Origin of the sequence: Phocaeicola coprocola, from assembly GCF_041333015.1 — a bacterium.
GTDB classification, from domain to species: Bacteria; Bacteroidota; Bacteroidia; order Bacteroidales; family Bacteroidaceae; genus Phocaeicola; species Phocaeicola coprocola.
In genome coordinates this window covers 1-16639 of sequence record NZ_JBGKGM010000001.1, presented here as the reverse complement: position 1 = coordinate 16639, position 16639 = coordinate 1, and the positions used below count along the sequence as shown (strand labels likewise).

9 protein-coding genes are annotated in these 16639 nt (G+C 41.5%); 3 read left to right on the top strand and 6 right to left on the bottom strand.

Annotated elements, in window-relative coordinates; translation table 11 throughout:
- Both ACDG22_RS00045 and ACDG22_RS00040 read left to right on the top strand, forming a co-directional pair.
- Window positions 1-1089 (top strand): acyltransferase, encoded by a 1089-nt coding sequence (locus ACDG22_RS00045; RefSeq protein WP_007570899.1) that lies wholly within the window; start codon window positions 1-3, stop codon window positions 1087-1089.
- Between the two features lie 427 nt (window positions 1090-1516).
- On the top strand, window positions 1517-3793 hold the full coding sequence (locus ACDG22_RS00040) for a glycoside hydrolase family 127 protein (protein WP_022124761.1): 2277 nt from the start codon (window positions 1517-1519) through the stop codon (window positions 3791-3793).
- Window positions 3794-3921: 128 nt separating this feature from the next.
- On the opposite strand, the gene ACDG22_RS00035 is transcribed toward ACDG22_RS00040, so the two are convergent.
- Complete coding sequence (locus ACDG22_RS00035; protein ID WP_270669204.1) at window positions 3922-7938, bottom strand: hybrid sensor histidine kinase/response regulator transcription factor; 4017 nt, start codon at window positions 7936-7938, stop codon at window positions 3922-3924.
- A gap of 614 nt (window positions 7939-8552) precedes the next feature.
- On the opposite strand from ACDG22_RS00035, the gene ltrA reads away from it, so the two are divergent.
- A complete protein-coding gene (ltrA, locus tag ACDG22_RS00030) occupies window positions 8553-9959 on the top strand; it encodes a group II intron reverse transcriptase/maturase (RefSeq protein ID WP_270212933.1) in 1407 nt (468 codons plus the stop codon).
- 128 nt (window positions 9960-10087) lie between these two features.
- Here ltrA and ACDG22_RS00025 read toward each other — a convergent pair whose 3' ends face one another.
- The 5 genes from ACDG22_RS00025 to ACDG22_RS00005 all read right to left on the bottom strand — a co-directional run bounded on the left by ACDG22_RS00025 (window position 10088) and on the right by ACDG22_RS00005 (window position 16585).
- Window positions 10088-12622, bottom strand: coding sequence for a glycoside hydrolase family 31 protein (locus ACDG22_RS00025; RefSeq protein WP_370858741.1), 2535 nt, complete (start codon window positions 12620-12622; stop codon window positions 10088-10090).
- An 18-nt stretch (window positions 12623-12640) separates the two neighbouring features.
- Window positions 12641-13870, bottom strand: a complete 1230-nt coding sequence (locus ACDG22_RS00020; RefSeq protein WP_022124935.1) for a glycoside hydrolase family 76 protein — start codon at window positions 13868-13870, stop codon at window positions 12641-12643.
- 9 nt (window positions 13871-13879) lie between these two features.
- Window positions 13880-15022 (bottom strand): aldose epimerase family protein, encoded by a 1143-nt coding sequence (locus tag ACDG22_RS00015; protein WP_022124936.1) that lies wholly within the window; start codon window positions 15020-15022, stop codon window positions 13880-13882.
- Between the two features lie 140 nt (window positions 15023-15162).
- Window positions 15163-15615 (bottom strand): hypothetical protein, encoded by a 453-nt coding sequence (locus tag ACDG22_RS00010; RefSeq protein WP_022124937.1) that lies wholly within the window; start codon window positions 15613-15615, stop codon window positions 15163-15165.
- A gap of 130 nt (window positions 15616-15745) precedes the next feature.
- Complete coding sequence (locus ACDG22_RS00005) at window positions 15746-16585, bottom strand: helix-turn-helix transcriptional regulator (protein WP_270212501.1); 840 nt, start codon at window positions 16583-16585, stop codon at window positions 15746-15748.
- Between the last annotated feature and the right edge of the window lie 54 nt (window positions 16586-16639).

Below are 16639 nucleotides of genomic sequence, written 5' to 3'. Positions count from 1 at the left end.
ATGAAACGTATTGTTTTTTTAGATTATGTACGTATTTTCGCATGCTTTCTGGTAATGGTTGTGCATGCTAGCGAGAATTTTTATGGTGCTGCCGGATCTACTGATATGGTAGGTCCACAGTCATACCTTGCATCAGAGACAGACAGGTTGTGGGTATCTGTATACGACGGATTTTCACGTATGTCGGTTCCACTTTTTATGATTGTGTCTGCTTTTCTTCTTGTTCCGATGAAGGAAGGACAGAACATGTGGCAGTTTTATCGTCATCGCTTTATGCGCATATTGCCTCCGTTCTTGATCTTTATGGTTTTATATAGCACGTTGCCGATGTTATGGGGACAAATTGACTCAGCTACCTCGGTGAAAGATTTGTCACGTATATGGCTGAATTTTCCGACTTTGGCAGGACATCTCTGGTTTATGTATCCTTTGATAAGCCTTTATTTGTTTATCCCGATCGTTTCACCGTGGATCAGTAAAGCTAGTGCGAAAGAGGAACGTTTCTTTATTGTGCTTTTTCTGGTGTCGACATGTATGCCTTATCTGAATCGTGTAGCGGGTGAAGTATGGGGACAGTGTTTCTGGAATGAGTACCATATGTTATGGTATTTCTCAGGTTATTTAGGTTATCTTGTGCTGGCACATTATATACGTGTACATCTTACCTGGAGTCGCTCTAAACGTCTTTGGGGCGGTGGACTCCTGATGGTAATAGGTGCATTGTGGACCATTTATTCTTTTTATTGTCAGGCCGTTCCAGGTGAAATACTCTCAACTCCTGTAATCGAAATCGGATGGGCTTTCTGCACCATAAACTGTGTACTTCTTACTGCCGGAACATTCCTGATATTCAGCACCATTAAGGCTCCTTCTGCTCCACGGTGGGTAACTGAAATGTCAAAGTTGAGTTATGGTATGTACCTGATGCATATATTCTGGTTAGGATTGTGGGCTGCCTTGTTTAAGCACAATTTGGCATTGCCTACTGTTATGGCTATTCCTTGTATTGCTGTCTGTACATTCATTTCGAGCCTTATTGCAACGAAGATCATATCGCTTATTCCTGGAAGTAAATGGGTTATAGGATAAAACCATTGGATAATGATTTGTCATGAGATAAGATTGTAAGTTTTATCTTAGGTTGTTTATCATTTGTTGGGCAGTAATGTTAGTAGCAATAGTTGGTCTACTGACGTTACTGCCTTAAAACATAGAAACATATCTGTTACAGATAAGGTAAAACTTCAATTATAGAAAACCGTTAGGACAATTAAAGTATATACGTATATTTAAAGAACTACTTATATTTAATATGAAGACAAACACTGTAATTTGTACATTATTTATTTTACTTCCTTTTATATCGTATGTTTCGATAAAGAAGACGAAAAGTAGTGATGTGCTTCAGCCCGTTTCTTTTAATGAAGTAATTCTCGAAGATAATTTTTGGTTGCCACGTTTACAGATTTAAAAAGAAGTACTTGCTCCCTTTGCTTTGGAAAAAGTACGCCCTGCCATGGACAATTTGCGTAAAACCGGAAATTATTTAAATGGAGTGAAAGATGAGCTTCCATTCCCGCATCGTTTTGTAGCTTCAGACCTTTATAAAGTGATGGAGGGAGCTGCATATCTGTTGACTTTGGAAAAAGATTTAGCATTAGAGCATACGATGGATAGCATTATAGATCTCATCGGAAATGCACAAGAAGAGGATGGATATTTATATGAGGCTCATACAACTGGAGTTTCGGCTTCACATGAACATTGGGGAGGAGCTGGAATGGGAGATAAGCCGTACTCATGGGTAGTCCATAGCCATGAATTATACAATATGGGACATATGTACGAAGGGGCAGTTGCTTATTATCTGGCAACGGGTAAAGATAAATGGCTGAAAATTGCTGAAAAAAATGCACGTCATATAAACCATGTCTTTTTTGAAGGAGATCCTAAACATAATAATGGTAATCCTGTAAATCAGGCTCCTGGTCATCAGGAAATAGAACTTGCATTGGTTAAGCTATATCGTACAACAGGAGATTCACTTTATCTGAAGATGGCTCAAAAGTTTATTGATATTCGTGGTGTCACTTACCAGCCCGAAGGAGAAGGTGTAATGGCACCTAGTTATGCACAGCAGCATTTGCCTGTTCGTGAGCAGACTAAAGCGGTTGGACATGCTGTTCGTGCCACTTATCTTTATGCTGGTATGGCTGATGTATTGGCACAAACAGGTGATAAGAGCTTGCAGCCTGCTCTTGATAGCATTTGGAATAATATTGTAGATATGCGGATGCATATTACAGGGGGATTGGGAGCTATTCATGGTATTGAAGGCTTTGGTCCAGAGTATGTACTACCTAATAAAGATGCTTATAATGAAACTTGTGCCGCCGTAGGAAATGTAATGTTTAACTATCGGATGTTCTTGACAAAAAAAGACGCCAGGTATGTCGATGTGGCTGAGGTAGCATTATATAACAATGTGTTAGCTGGGGTGAATTTGGATGGGAATAAGTTCTTTTATGTAAATCCGTTGGAAGCTGATGCACGTAATGCATTTAATCAAGGCCTGAAAGGACGCTCTCCTTGGTTTGGTACGGCTTGTTGTCCTTCCAATATCGCCCGGTTGATACCTCAGATACCGGGAATGATGTATGCTCATACCGATAATGATATTTATTGTACTTTTTATGCCGGTACTTCTACAGTAGTTCCTTTGTCTGATGGGAAAGTAACGATTAAACAGACAACAAACTATCCTTTTGATGAATCTGTACGTTTTGAAATAAAACCAGAGCAGTCAAAGCAAAAGTTTGCCATGCATTTCCGGATTCCAACGTGGGCAGGCAAACAATTTGTTCCTGGAAAGTTATATCATTATTTAAATGATAAACCGGCTGAGTGGAAAGTTTTATTGAACGGGAAAGAGGTATCTGTGAAACCGCATAAAGGATTTGTTACCATAGAACGTGCCTGGAAAAGTGGAGATCTGGTAGAACTACAGCTTCCTATGCTAGTCCGTTACAATAAGGCTATTTCTCAGGTAGAAGCGGATATAGATCGTGTATGTATTACTCGTGGCCCGTTAGTATATTGTGCAGAGTCTGTAGATAATGTTGCCATGCCGGCAAGTTATGTTGTGAATCCATCTGAGGATATAAGTATTACTAAGGGAGCAGGTGCATTGAAATATATAGATTTTATAACAGTGCCTGCGCACTCTGTTCAAGACAAGGATGTACATTCTCTTACTTTACTTCCTTATTATGCTTGGGATAATCGAGGCGATGACGCTATGATTGTATGGTTGTCAGAAAATGATTCTTTGGCAAATGCATCTATACCTAAAATTTCTGAGTATATTTCGGATATAAAAGCTACACATACATTTGATAGGGATGATGTATATGCAATGTTGACCAATGGGTATCCAGCCAATTCTTTTGACACCTCTATTCCACGTTGGACAAGTTGGCCGCAAAAAGGTGAGGAGCAAATTGTTGAATTTATCCTGAAGCGTCCGATTGCACTGCAAAGTTTTTCTGTATACTGGTATGATGATGGTGGAGGTGTACAGGTTCCGAAATCATGGTCATTGGAGTATAAACAGAATGGAGAATGGAAAACTTTTCCAATTTATGTGACAGATGAATATCGGATGCTGAAAGACCAATACAATATGGTTCATCCGGGTAAAGATATCACCACTGAAGGGCTGCGTCTGAGAATTGTACCTTTGCCTCATGCAGCAGTTGGTATTTTGAGTGTACAAATTGAAGAAGTAAAATAAAAAACTTCCATTTACAGTTCAAGAGAGTAAAGAATCAGCCTTTCGCTTGTTCTGGCTAATTGGAAATTTTATTGCTGTCTGATAAAAACTGCGTAAAAGCAAAAGATTTTTATCAGACAGCAATTATTTTAATTGGAGATATAGTCTTTGGGAAGTACTCCAAATTTGGCTTTAAAGCATTTGGCAAAGTAAGAAGACGATCCGAATCCTGTACGTTCGAATACTTCTGTAACTCTGTAGCCTTCTTTTAGTAACTGTGCAGCTTTATTGAGACGGCAGTTTTTTAAATAGTCGTTAGGTGGCATTCCAGAAAGAGCTTTTAGCTTCCGGTAGAAATTAGAACGGCTCATGTTCATTTCTGAGGCAAGTGTGTCGATTGAGAAACCTTCATCTGCCAGTTGCTGCTCTATAATTTCTTGCATCTTTTTGATGAACTCCTGATCTTGAGGAGTTAACTGAATACCTGTTTCCTCTTCTTCCTTTTCTTCTGGTTTGGCATCAGGAAGGAACGAAGTCATATGTTGCTGGAATGTTGTGCGCAGTTTCAGCAAATTGCGTATTTGCATATGTAGTTGCAAAATCGTAAACGGTTTTTCTACATAGGCGTCTGCACCATACGAAAAGCCTTCAACCTTTGCTTCTGGCAAAACCTTCGCTGTTAGCAAGATGACAGGTATGTGTGAGTATTCGATATTGTTCTTGATTTTGGCACACAGTTCGAGACCGTTCATGAGTGGCATCATGACATCGCTGACTACAATATCTATATCATTGTCTTCGATGACTTGTAAAGCCTCAATACCATTTTTAGCTTTCAGTACATGGTAATATTTTTCCAGACCGGAGTACTCCATTTCCAAAAGATCAGTGTTGTCTTCCACCAGCAGTACACTATATTGAGGAGCATCAGGCGAATCATTGCTGTTATCGTTTGCGGCTGTATATTGTGAGTCTGGTATGATGCCTACTTCTTCTTTTTGTTCATTTTTGCTGTAGATAGGAAGAGTCAGAACGAATGCTGCCCCGCCCAGATGACTGTCTTTTACGCAGAGTGTTCCGTGATGGGTTTCGGCCAGTGCAAGTGAATAAGCAAGTCCGATACCGCTTCCCTGAACAGATTTTTCGTCAGCTATCTGGTAAAAGGTCTGGAATATTTTTTCTTTCTCGTTGTCTGATATGCCAGGACCGTCATCTTCTACCCAGATAGAAAAATCTGTGTCATTCTTTTCGATACCTATTGAAATTGCCTTATTGGCATATTTCATTGCATTACTTAATAGGTTGACCAGTATTCTGTTGATCTTTTCACCGTCTATCAGTGCTTCAAGCTGAAAATTCTCAGGTATATGGATTGACAGGCTGATATTTCTTAAATCGGTAGATCCGATAAACTGTTGATAAATATCATTAATCAAGTGGCATATATCATGCTGCTGAAGGTGAAGTTTGATTTCTCCTGATTCTATTTTCTGAAAATCAAGCAGTTCATTGGTTATTCCTAGCAGGTAATCCACATTCTTGTTGATAACATTTAAGTACCGTTCCTCCATTTTTCTGTCTATGTTCACATGCATGATGCTTTCCAGAGGAAGTTTAATTAATGTAAGAGGTGTTCTGATTTCGTGAATCAGGTTTATGAAGAAGTTTACTTTACTTTTGTATACTTCTCTGTCTTTTTCAATCTGATATTCTTCTACTCTTTTCCGATATTTTCTTTTTAAATGTTGTTCTCTTTTATGTAATGTATAGACTATACTGCCGATTATGCATAGTGTATAGACAATATATGCCCAGATAGAACGGTACCAGGGAGGAGTGATGATAATCCATAACCGGGCTGTCTCCTCATTCCATTGCTGGTCGTTGTTCGAGCCTTTTACCAGTAAGCAGTATTTTCCTGGCGGAAGGTTGTTGTAAGACGCAAAATTACCCTCTACATTATTGTACCATTCTGTATCGAATCCTTCCAGTTTGAATGAAAAATGATTCTTTTTAGGATTCTGATAGCTTAAAGATGAGAAATAGACTGTAAAGCTATTGTAATGGAAAGGTATTTTTATCTCTTGGGTTAAATAAATGGGTTGCTCAATGTTCAGTAATTTCCGTATATCCAAAGTTGTATCTGTGTGTGTCAGCACAAAATCGGTAATATATACAGGAGGTATGAACGTATTCTTCTGAACCAGCGACGGCTTGAATGAACTGAATCCGTTGACTCCTCCAAATAACAGAATTCCTTCTGATGTCTTGTAAGAAGCACGTTCGCAGAACAGGTTTTCCTGTAGTCCGTCAGATGTAGTGAAGTGCTGGTACTCTTCTTCTTTTTGAGGATTTATTTGGGTCAGACCGATGTTACTGGTAACCCATAGATAACCTGAAAAATCCTGCTCTATAGAGTATACTACAAGTGTAGACAACTGTTTATTGTTGCTGTTGAAAGTAGTGAATGTTTCTGTTTGCGGATTAAATTGGCAAAGACCGTTTCCATTGGTTCCCAGCCATATCTTCTGTTTGGAGTCTTCAAATAAAGTTACGATGGAGTTACTGCTTAGAGATGTGTTTACTCCTTGTTTATGTTCATAGTGTTTCCAGTAATTGTCTTTTCTGTTATTGTAAAATATTCCGTTGTTGGCAGTTGCTATCCAGAGATTGTTGTGCGAGTCTTCGTAAATGTCTGTAATGGAAATCATGGCTCCGACCGATGTTTCTACTCTGAAGTTATCTTCTTCCGAATTATAATAACACAGTCCCCAGTTGGTTCCTATATAAATGGTTCCGTTGTTGCACTTATATATTTTTTGGATGTTGTCACTACATACTGTATTGGGGGTATTATACGAGTGGTGATAACTTTTTATTTTTCCGTCGCTCAGGTTAAGCACTTTCAGACCGTTCGAGAACGTTCCGATCCAGAGTTCGTTTCCGTTCAGGCAAAGAGTTCGTATATCGAAGATTTGTTTTTCTTTTTCTGCCAGGTTATATTCCTGAATTTCTTTACTGTCTATATTGTATTTGAAGAGTCCTTTTTGGGTACCTATCCAGATAATACGGTGAAGATTATCCTCGTAAAACGTGTTTACGATTGGATTATTAGGTATAATATGCTGGTTGAATATCTTATTTTTGGGTATGATATGAACTGCTCCGGCCTGATTGGTTAAAGCCCATATTCCACCTTCCTTATCTTTCATGAAAGAATTAATATTCTGATTTACAACGGCATTGTTGATGTTGTAGGTTTCTGTTAACTCCGATAATACCTGTGTCTTATAGTTGTATAGAAAAACACCGTTGTCTGTACCGATCAGGAATGTTTCCGGATTGAAACTGATCAGACATTGTATAATCTGAAATTTGCTGGATTCTAGTCTGTGATATGTTGTCTGGCCTGACGAAGGATCAATCTCGAATAAATATTTGCTGTCAGTACCTATCCATAGCCGGTTATTTGCCGCTAATATAGAATTAGCTTTCAATGAAGTTGTGTTTGTCTTTTCTGCTTTTGTATGCAGGGGATATGAGTGAAGCAGTTCTTGATTCTTGTTAAAACATAATATCCCCTCTTGCAAAGACGAAACATACAACTTTTCGTTTTTGGCATCCACATACATATCCCATATAAATGATTGACACTGGTTGTTTTGTTCCAGAACCTTGGTCTTCAGGTTATAGAAAAATACTCCCTGCCCTAAAGTGGCTATTGCGATTTGATCATCAGAAAACTGGACTATCTTTCTTACTTCACTGCTGATCGATACTCCGAATTTAGTTGTCTGTGTAAATGCCTTAAAACTGTTTTTTCTGTCGTAAATGTATATACCGCAGTCGGTTCCTATCCATATTTGACGCTGCTTGTCTTCAAATAGGGAAAAGATAAAATTACTGCCCAGCGATTGTGCCTTTTCTTGTGAAGAAGTTCGGTATATTGTATTTTTTTGTCCGTCAAAACAATTTAAACCATTATTGGTTCCTAGCCAGATAAAACCGTAACTGTCTTGCAGAGCACACCATATTGTATTGTGTGACAATCCGTCTTTTACTGTATAAGAGTCGATTACGAATAACGAAGAGGCTTTTATCTGATGATTGAATAAAAGAGCGAATAGTATTAAGAAGTATTTAATTAAGTGGCTTTTCGATAGCATACGTCAGTCTTATATAATGGTTTTTCATGTTTAGGTACAAAGTTATAATATTTATCTGTTTGAAGGGAATAAATCAGATTTATTTGCGCATGAATAGTCGGATTAGATTGAGTCTTGCTTGCATTGATATGTATCTTTATATAATTAGAAAAACAGAATTCTGATTTTCACAGAATTCTGTTTTGGAGTAGTATGCTCGGCATGAGTATTAGCTAACGGGTGCAAGTCCCCAATGAGCCCTAATAGCGGGAATCATACAGCCAATAGCAAGGGTGTCCATCGTGAGGTGGAATCTGAAAGAAGCTGGCGGCAAACATCTGGTCTGACGAACAGAAACTTCATATAAGGCATAAAAACCGTGGGTAAGGTTGCTACCCAAACCAAAGCCCTATAGCTATTCGGAACGGTTAATGTAGATGAAGCAGACATAAGATTGAAAGTTAATACCCTTATCCGAGGAGGTCTCACGGACGCATGAAAATAGAAAAAAAAATCGAAATCAGCGGAGTAAAGCTTGCCGTGAGAAGTCAGCAGAAGTCATAGTAGCAAACGAGCCGATAGGTTTGCGAAGGACTGAACCTAATAATTAAACGATAGTAATTGAAACATACCTAATGAAAGAACGAATGCAGAAAACATTATCCGAAGTTAATGACTGCCCTCAAAGAGATAGGTCGGAAACCGAATGGTATGAGGGAGTGCAGACTTTCATGTGGATATGTGAAGACAACATCGTGGAAGTACCATTCGACAAGGAACACCTTTTCGAGCAAATCCTGAGTCCTGCGAACCTAAACCGAGCCTATAAGGCAGTGATTGGAAACAAGGGCTGTGGCGGTATCGACAATATGTCATGTGAACAATTGTTTTTATGGCTATTAGCCAACAAAGATGCGCTCATCCGTTCCTTGATGGACGGTTCTTACCGTCCGAACCCCGTCAAAAGGGTAGAAATCCCCAAGGACAATGGCAAGATGCGTCTATTAGGAATCCCCACTGTGGTAGACCGTTTGGTGCAACAAGCCATTAACCAAGTTCTGAGTCCTATATATGAGAAACAATTCTCCAGGAGAAGTTATGGCTTCCGTCCGAGAAGAGGTTGTCATGACGCGGTGAGAGGAGCCCAAGAGATAATCAATACAGGCTACACGTACGTTGTAGACCTTGACCTTGAACGCTTCTTCGATACCGTGAACCATAGCAAACTCATAGAAATTCTCAGCCGTACTATTAAAGACGGCAGAGTTGTCAGTCTGATACACAAATATCTCCGAAGCGGTGTAATGAACAAAGGTCTGTTCGAAGTGAGCGAGGAAGGAACTCCCCAAGGAGGACCACTAAGTCCATTGTTAAGTAATATTATGCTCAACGAGCTGGACAAGGAACTCGAACGCAGAGGACTTCCTTTTGTGCGGTATGCCGATGACTCGATGATATTCTGTAAGTCCAAAAGGGCAGCAAGAAGAGTCAAAGAATCCATAACCCGATTTATAGAGGGAACTCTATATCTTAAAGTCAACAAGGAAAAGACTGTAGTATCGTATGTTCGAGGAGTGAAGTATCTCGGTTATTCCTTTTATGTAATGAAAGGCAAATATCGCCTTACAGTACACCCTAAATCCAAAGCAAAGATGAAATTGAGCCTCAAAGAGCTGACTAATCGTAGCAATGGATGGGGATACGTCAAGAGGAAACAGAAGCTGAAAGATTACATACGTGGGTGGATTGGATACTATCACCTTGCCGATATGAAACGCTTTCTTCTTGACACAGATGAGTGGTTAAGACGTAGAATACGTATGTGTATATGGAAAGCTTGGAAGAAACCCAAGACCAAGGTGGGGAACCTCATTAAATGCGGTATAGAAAAATATAAGGCATGTGAATGGGGTAACACTCGCAAAGGTTATTGGCGTATCGCTGACAGTCCTATATTGAAAGTGGCGATAAATAATGATAGCCTGCGAAAAGCAGGATATCCTACCTTAATGGGCTCGTATCTCGAATGGTATCCAAAATAGGAACCGCCGTATGCCGAACGGCACGTACGGTGGTGTGAGAGGTCGGTGAACATGAAAATAGGAGATAAACACCTATGATTAATGTTTACCTCCTACTCGATTTTGAACGTATAGTCTTAATTTTTTTTTCAGTGAATGGATTGCAGGAACCAGCGGATATCATTTTCGTTTAGTCTCTGCTTTTTCAGCAATTCGGGGAGGCTGTCGTAATTTTTACGGAACTCATTGATGCGGTCGGCAAACGAACTGTTATCATAAGTTACGGCTCGTCCGGTTGTTTCCATATCACCTAGTTCCTCGATATAATCGATGCTGGCGTTTCGGTATCTCATTTCAACAAAACTCTTTTTCATTCGTTTGAATTTGCCATACAATCCGTCGTTTATTTCCGGTTGGTTGCTGTCATAGGTTACCTTAACCGTATATGCACGTTTGCAGTTACTGTCGGGCAGTGAAATGCTGAGCTTCAATTCAGTACCATCGTAGCTGTATGCCGCTTCCTTACCGTTGACGGTAACCCGGACTGCTGGAGCAGAACCTAAAATATCGATACTGTAATTGCGCTTTTTAGGCATGCCTTGATAATTACCTTTGCGTTCACCAATATTTACGGTCAGCGTATTTTCGTCTCGAACAGATGAAACTTGAGTACGTGCATACTGCTTCTGGTAAGTCTGGTCATTACCGTTGTCTTCATAGAACGAGAAAGAACCGTTTCCTCCGGGGAATAATGTAAATCTGACAGTCTCGTCATTTCCGTGCAGATTCTTTACGTCACCGTAGAAAGGAAGTATGGCTCCGGCTTTTACATACACAGGATATTCGTCGAGGGTAAAGACACGTTCTACAGTCTGTCCGCCCTTTAGCAGTGTACCGGTATGCCATTCGTACCAGTCGTTTCCGGCAGGCAGCCACACCTTTGTTGTAGCGAAGCCATTGACCATAGGCGATGTAACGGGGGCTATGATCATTTCATCTCCAAACATATACTGGTTTTTAAACTGATAAGCTTCTTTGTCTTCCGGATAGTCGTAATACATCGGACGGCAGAGTGAGATACCTTCGTCATATGTCTTGCGTGCCATGGTATAAGTATAAGGAGCTATCTGATAGCGCTGGCGTATCGTGTTGCGCAGTACACCGAGATATTCCTGATTGAATACCCAGGGCTCTTTGTTCATAGCCGAGCTTTTCATGGAGTGTGTACGCATAATCGGACTGAATGCTCCGAACTGCATCCAGCGCACAAATAGTTCTTTGTCCAGCTCCGATACGCCTTTGGCAAACTGGTGACCTCCCAGATCGTGACTCCAATAACCGTAAAGCACATTAGATGCGGTAGAGTTGAAGTAGGGGAGAAACTCCAGCGTTTTCCATGTACTGTAGGAATCACCGGAGAAACCTATCTGATAACGGTGATTTCCCAGGCCTCCCCAGCGGTGATACAGCAACGGACGGGTTGTACGGTTGCGCTCCATGTCGCTGAACAGTACATAATTAAGCCACCATGTATTGTTCAGTGTCTTTATATGTCTGTCGAACATATCCTGCTGCCAGTCCAGCCACCAGAAATCTACTCCTTCTTTTTCCATCGGGCGCAGAATGGTATTCAGCCATCCGCTCATGAACCGTTTGTCTGAACCGCAATAATCTATCCGCTGCTTGCTGCTGGGATCCATTCCCATCCAGTTAGCCATATCTTTGTATCTCTCTTCGTATGGCTCAATGCCGCCGGCAGGGTGCAGGTTGAGTGTAACCTGCAGTTTTTTACCTTTCAGATACTGAAGGAATTGTGCCGGATTTGGAAAAAGAGATCTGTTCCATGTATAACCGGTCCATCCGCCTCTTCCCGGGTTTACGTAATGCCAGTCCATGTCGATGACTAACACATCCAGCGGTATGTCGTATGCATCAAATTTGGCAGTCAGATCCCGAAGTTCGTCATCAGAATAACTCCAGTATCTGGACCACCAGTATCCGAAAGCATATCGTGGAGGTAAAGGTACTTTTCCGGCAAAAGTGGTAAAGTCTTTGAGAGCCTTCTTGTAATTATGTCCGTAGGCCATAAAGTACCAGTCCTGTCCCTCACCGGAAGGGCGTTCGGTTACCCATGCCCATTCCGAATCATCGAACAGCAGTCCTTTAGAGTCGTCTATCAAGGTCCATCCGTCGGTCGACAATATTCCGTCTTCTATCGGCATAGGCTTATGGTCACCATTGTCATTCCCGTTTCCAACGAAAATGTCGCCGTCGTATCCGTCTAACGTGCGGAATGTACCTTTCAGATTTCCGGCATTGGTATCACCCGGTTTCCAGTGGAAGGATGGAGTGATATTTTTTGAATCAATAGCCAGGTTGCTTGCAGTAAACTTTCCGCTGTCTTTCTTGTATTTCAGAGTGAATTTGCTGGTTGTAATTTCAATCCACCCATCCGAGTCGTGTACTTGAAATTCTGCCGGTGCATAATTCCTTTCGACGGCTACGAAAGACGGAGAGTTGACAAACTTCCCGTCTTTCTGCCATTCCATACGAATCGTTCCGTCACTGATTATCGTAAAGCGAGTATGTTCGTCCTGATATGCGACATTAGAGGTATTATTGTCTTGTGCCGGCATTTTTATGCCGGAGCAGATGCATAGCAGTAAAATCCAGATTGTTCTCATTGTTTCTACTAAATGAAATTAATTAGCCGGGAAAAGCAGCATTAGTGCCGGTATTCCCGATGCGGAATAACTGTCGATAACTTCATTTCCCGATAACTTCTTTGTGTATTCTCCTCCACAGATGTTGCGGGTTTTGTCACGGTTGCTCCATCCGGTAGCGATTGTTTTTTTCAGGAAGGGGACATATTGCTGCTGTCCGCAGTCATATACCAGCATTGCAATATACTGTGAGAAAATTGCTGTATAAATCCCTTGCTCTATACCGCTCTCGAATGGTAACACTCCATGTTCTGCCGACATGTCTTTCACCGTATAGTCTGTTGCCAGAATAGCATTGTCCAGGTATTTTTTATCTCCGGTAGCTTTGTACAAGAGTACAGAAGCACCGATGAAAGTTGCCTGATTGTACACATGGGTTTTCCAGGCCGGTTCGTGCTGTCCGTGTCTGCTGTCGGCTATTCTTCCTGTTTGCTTGTCGAACAGATTCTCTACACCCCAGTCGTAAATTTCTTTTGCTTTGGCCAGATACTGTTCGCGTGTCTGATACAGAGGAATTTTGTCTGCTGATGGCTTTCTGTTTTTAGGTACACTGTTGTAAAGTGTCATCGCAGCTACGACTGTCGGGAAATTGATACATGCCATTTTTCCGTCACGGTCACTGTCGTTTGGCTTTGGATGCTGTATCGGCTGCCATTGCCAGAACATCCCGCCTTTCTTCGGGTCGTATGAACCGGTATCTCCGACTTTTTCTGAGCCATACCATACACGGCTGAAGCTGGCTTCCGAGAGTTTCAGATATTCATCGTCGCCGAACAACTGGTAAGCACGTGCCAGTGTGATGGTCCACCACTGGATATCGTCGTAAATAAACCAGCCGGTATTTTCATTGTTGTCATGAAAGTTGAATCCGGCATATTGTGCTTTATTTCCTTCAAATATTTTACGGCTTAATTCCTTGAATTCCTTTTTACGCTTTTTATCTCCCTGTTTGCAAGCCAGGCGATAAGCGTTCATCGACATGTCCCAGTACATCGGCTGGCACCAGATTGCAGCAGCTCCTTTCCAGCGGTCTACTGCTTCTGGAAAGGAAGTATCGGTCTTGTAAATGTATTTTTTACTGTCAAGAAAAGTCTTGTTGAAGCCCTCATAAGCACTCCATACGTCCTGATTGGTATATCCGTCATTTACGGCAGATGCGGACAATACCGTACAGCAACCTATTACTGAAATATATTTTCTAAGATTCATGATGGCTTATTATTCTACAACAAATTTAAAGATTGTATGGCTTGTATATTTTTCTCCCGGACGTAATACGCATGAAGGCCATTCAGGCTTGTTGGGCGTATCCGGATATTTCTGAGTCTCCAGACATACAGAAGCGCGGAAGTTGTATTTGGTATTTTTCTTTCCGGTTTGTGTGCCATCCAGGAAGTTTCCGGTGTAAATCTGGATTCCCGGTTCGTCTGTATAAACTTCCAGTTTGATACCGCTCTGTTCCGATTTCAGAGAAGCACATACTTCGTTGATGTTCCCTTTGGTATCGAGTACCCAGTTGTGGTCAATACCGTGACCGTTTTTCAGTTGTTCTGTTTCTTCATTCAGACGTTCTCCAAGTACGGCGGGCTGGCGGAAATCCATCGGAGTTCCTTCTACCGGAAGAATTTCACCAGTTGTCATGAATGTACTGTCTACCGGTGTGAAGTGGCTGGCATTTACCATTAATAAATAATCAGCATTTCCTTTGGCTGGATCTCCGTCCAGATTGAAATAAGAATGGTTGGTCATGTTGATGATAGTCGGTTTGTCTGTTTCCGCTTCGTACTTCAGATCGATGGCATTGTCGTCTGTCAGTCGCATGGTAACCGTACAGTTCACGTTTCCAGGGAAACCTTGTTCCATATCTTTGGCGTAGTAAGACAGTTTCACCTCACTGCTGTCTGTCTGGGTAGCGTCATATACTACATACTGGAATCCCTTAGGACCACCGTGCAGACAATGCCCGTAATTGTTCTGTGGCAATTGATAAGCTGTACCGTCCAGTGTAAAACGTCCGTTTGCAATTCTGTTTGCATACCGGCCGATACTTGCTCCGTAGTCGGAAGGATATTTTATATAATCCTGAATAGAGTCGAATCCTAATACCACATCGCGCATTACTCCGTTACGGTCTGGAGCCATCACCGAAACGATTCGTCCGCCGAAGTTGGTAACACACACTTCCATGTTGTTTTTGTTCTTCAAAACAAATAGACCAGTCTTTTTTCCGTTTATGTCAGTAACGAAGTTCTGAGGGTTCAGACCGGAGTCTGTGAGAACAGCAGAATTATCTTGTTTGTTCCCTACGCATGCAGTTAAGAATAATGTTGATAAGATAGATGCAATTAATGTTTTTTTCATAAGCTTATTAGTTTGTTTATACAAAAGATACCTGTCCCTTAGAACAGACTAAGCAAAGAAAGGCTTTTTACATTAATTTAAACAAAAATCTTTATTCAATGAATAATAATATCTGCTCAAATTACCGTTCATCCCCGTTCCTACCCTTTCTGAGACCTTTTCTCAATGTTTTTTCTCATTGTCAGGAGTATTTTCATACGTCCGCACAGATGCCAGATTGCCAGTATGCCGAACAGGATACCTGCCTGATAATGCAGTATTCCTAAATGAGTGCCGGCATTTTCCCGATGCAATATCAGGATGAGGCCTGTCGCACTTGTCAGTAAATAAACGGCCGACAGACAAACCGTAACCTTGCTGCGTTGCCTGAATCTTTCGGGCAAGCTTTTATACCATCCCCGGTGAGCCCTTATGTGTCCAGTGGGCAGGATGAGAAACAATACTCCCCATACGATATGTGTAACTCTCCAGATTTTTACATTTGACTGTACGATACCATGACCTGCCGCATGGATAATCAGACCGGTAATAAGAGTGAGCAGACATATAGCTGCCAGAACGAGGTCGATGTAGAATGTTCTTTGTTTCTTCATGATTATTATTTGTTAGGGTTAGCCGGTACAGTTCGGGGTATGTCCGGCATACATACTTCGTGTTGTTCCGGATGCAAAGTTAGCCCGATGAAGAAACGGAGGCAATGGATAAGATAGGGGAGTACTTGGACTATTTATGGTTTTTGCGGAAGTCTGTTGGAGATATTCCTGCTGTTTTCGAAAAGAGCCGGGTAAAGTAAGCGTAATCTTCAAATCCGAGTTCCTGAGCTATTTCCTTTACGCTTTTACTGGTATATATCAGGCTCCGTTTGGCTCTTGTCACAATTTCATATTGTATGTTCTGGCTGACACTGAACCCCGTCGTCCCTTTAACCGCTTCGTTGAGATACATGAGCGAGATATTCATCATGCGTGCATAGTAACTGGGACTGTGGCTGTGCTCTACATGCTGTTTGAGCAGGTTTCTGAAGGTGATGGTATGCTCCACATAACGTTGGGGCAGGCTATGAGCCGTTTGCTTGGAGGTGATAGCTTCTCCGATGATGTCGATGATGGCAAGCGACAGGTGCAGTGCCAGTGTCTGTGGATGTTTGCTGGTCTGTGCCAGTTTGCCGGCCAGGATGGTAAACAGCGATGTAAGTTCAGTCTGCTGTTCCGGTGACAGTTCTACCGTCTGTGTGCCAAGTGTATATTGTTCGAAGGATCTTTTGGAATTTTCTTCAATGAATGCGCTGTCAATCATCAGTATATACGCATTCAGTCCGGTAGCCTGTACAAAGCTGTGTACCTGTCCGGGTAATACCAGAGCGGCACAATGCGCCGTCAGCCTGTAGCTGTTGAAGTCTATATGGATGTCACATTCACCCGATTCGACGAAGCCGAACATATAGTAGTCATCCTGATGCGCATAGTCGACAGGGGTATGTTGTATGCCGTCTGCTGAAAATACACGAAGGTGTATGCCAGTATCGGAGATATCGGAAGCTCTGTGTTTGGGCAGTTTTTTCATCGGGATATATAAAAAAGAAAAACCACCGATAATTTAGTTATCGATGGTTTTCTT

What these genes read in the sequence shown, in the direction of transcription:
- ACDG22_RS00045 (WP_007570899.1), top strand. Translation starts at nt 1, where the DNA reads ATGAAACGTATTGTTTTTTTAGATTATGTACGTATTTTCGCATGCTTT.
- ACDG22_RS00040 (WP_022124761.1), top strand. Translation starts at nt 1,517, where the DNA reads ATGGACAATTTGCGTAAAACCGGAAATTATTTAAATGGAGTGAAAGAT.
- ACDG22_RS00035 (WP_270669204.1), bottom strand. Translation starts at nt 7,938, where the DNA reads ATGCTATCGAAAAGCCACTTAATTAAATACTTCTTAATACTATTCGCT.
- ltrA (WP_270212933.1), top strand. Translation starts at nt 8,553, where the DNA reads ATGAAAGAACGAATGCAGAAAACATTATCCGAAGTTAATGACTGCCCT.
- ACDG22_RS00025 (WP_370858741.1), bottom strand. Translation starts at nt 12,622, where the DNA reads ATGAGAACAATCTGGATTTTACTGCTATGCATCTGCTCCGGCATAAAA.
- ACDG22_RS00020 (WP_022124935.1), bottom strand. Translation starts at nt 13,870, where the DNA reads ATGAATCTTAGAAAATATATTTCAGTAATAGGTTGCTGTACGGTATTG.
- ACDG22_RS00015 (WP_022124936.1), bottom strand. Translation starts at nt 15,022, where the DNA reads ATGAAAAAAACATTAATTGCATCTATCTTATCAACATTATTCTTAACT.
- ACDG22_RS00010 (WP_022124937.1), bottom strand. Translation starts at nt 15,615, where the DNA reads ATGAAGAAACAAAGAACATTCTACATCGACCTCGTTCTGGCAGCTATA.
- ACDG22_RS00005 (WP_270212501.1), bottom strand. Translation starts at nt 16,585, where the DNA reads ATGAAAAAACTGCCCAAACACAGAGCTTCCGATATCTCCGATACTGGC.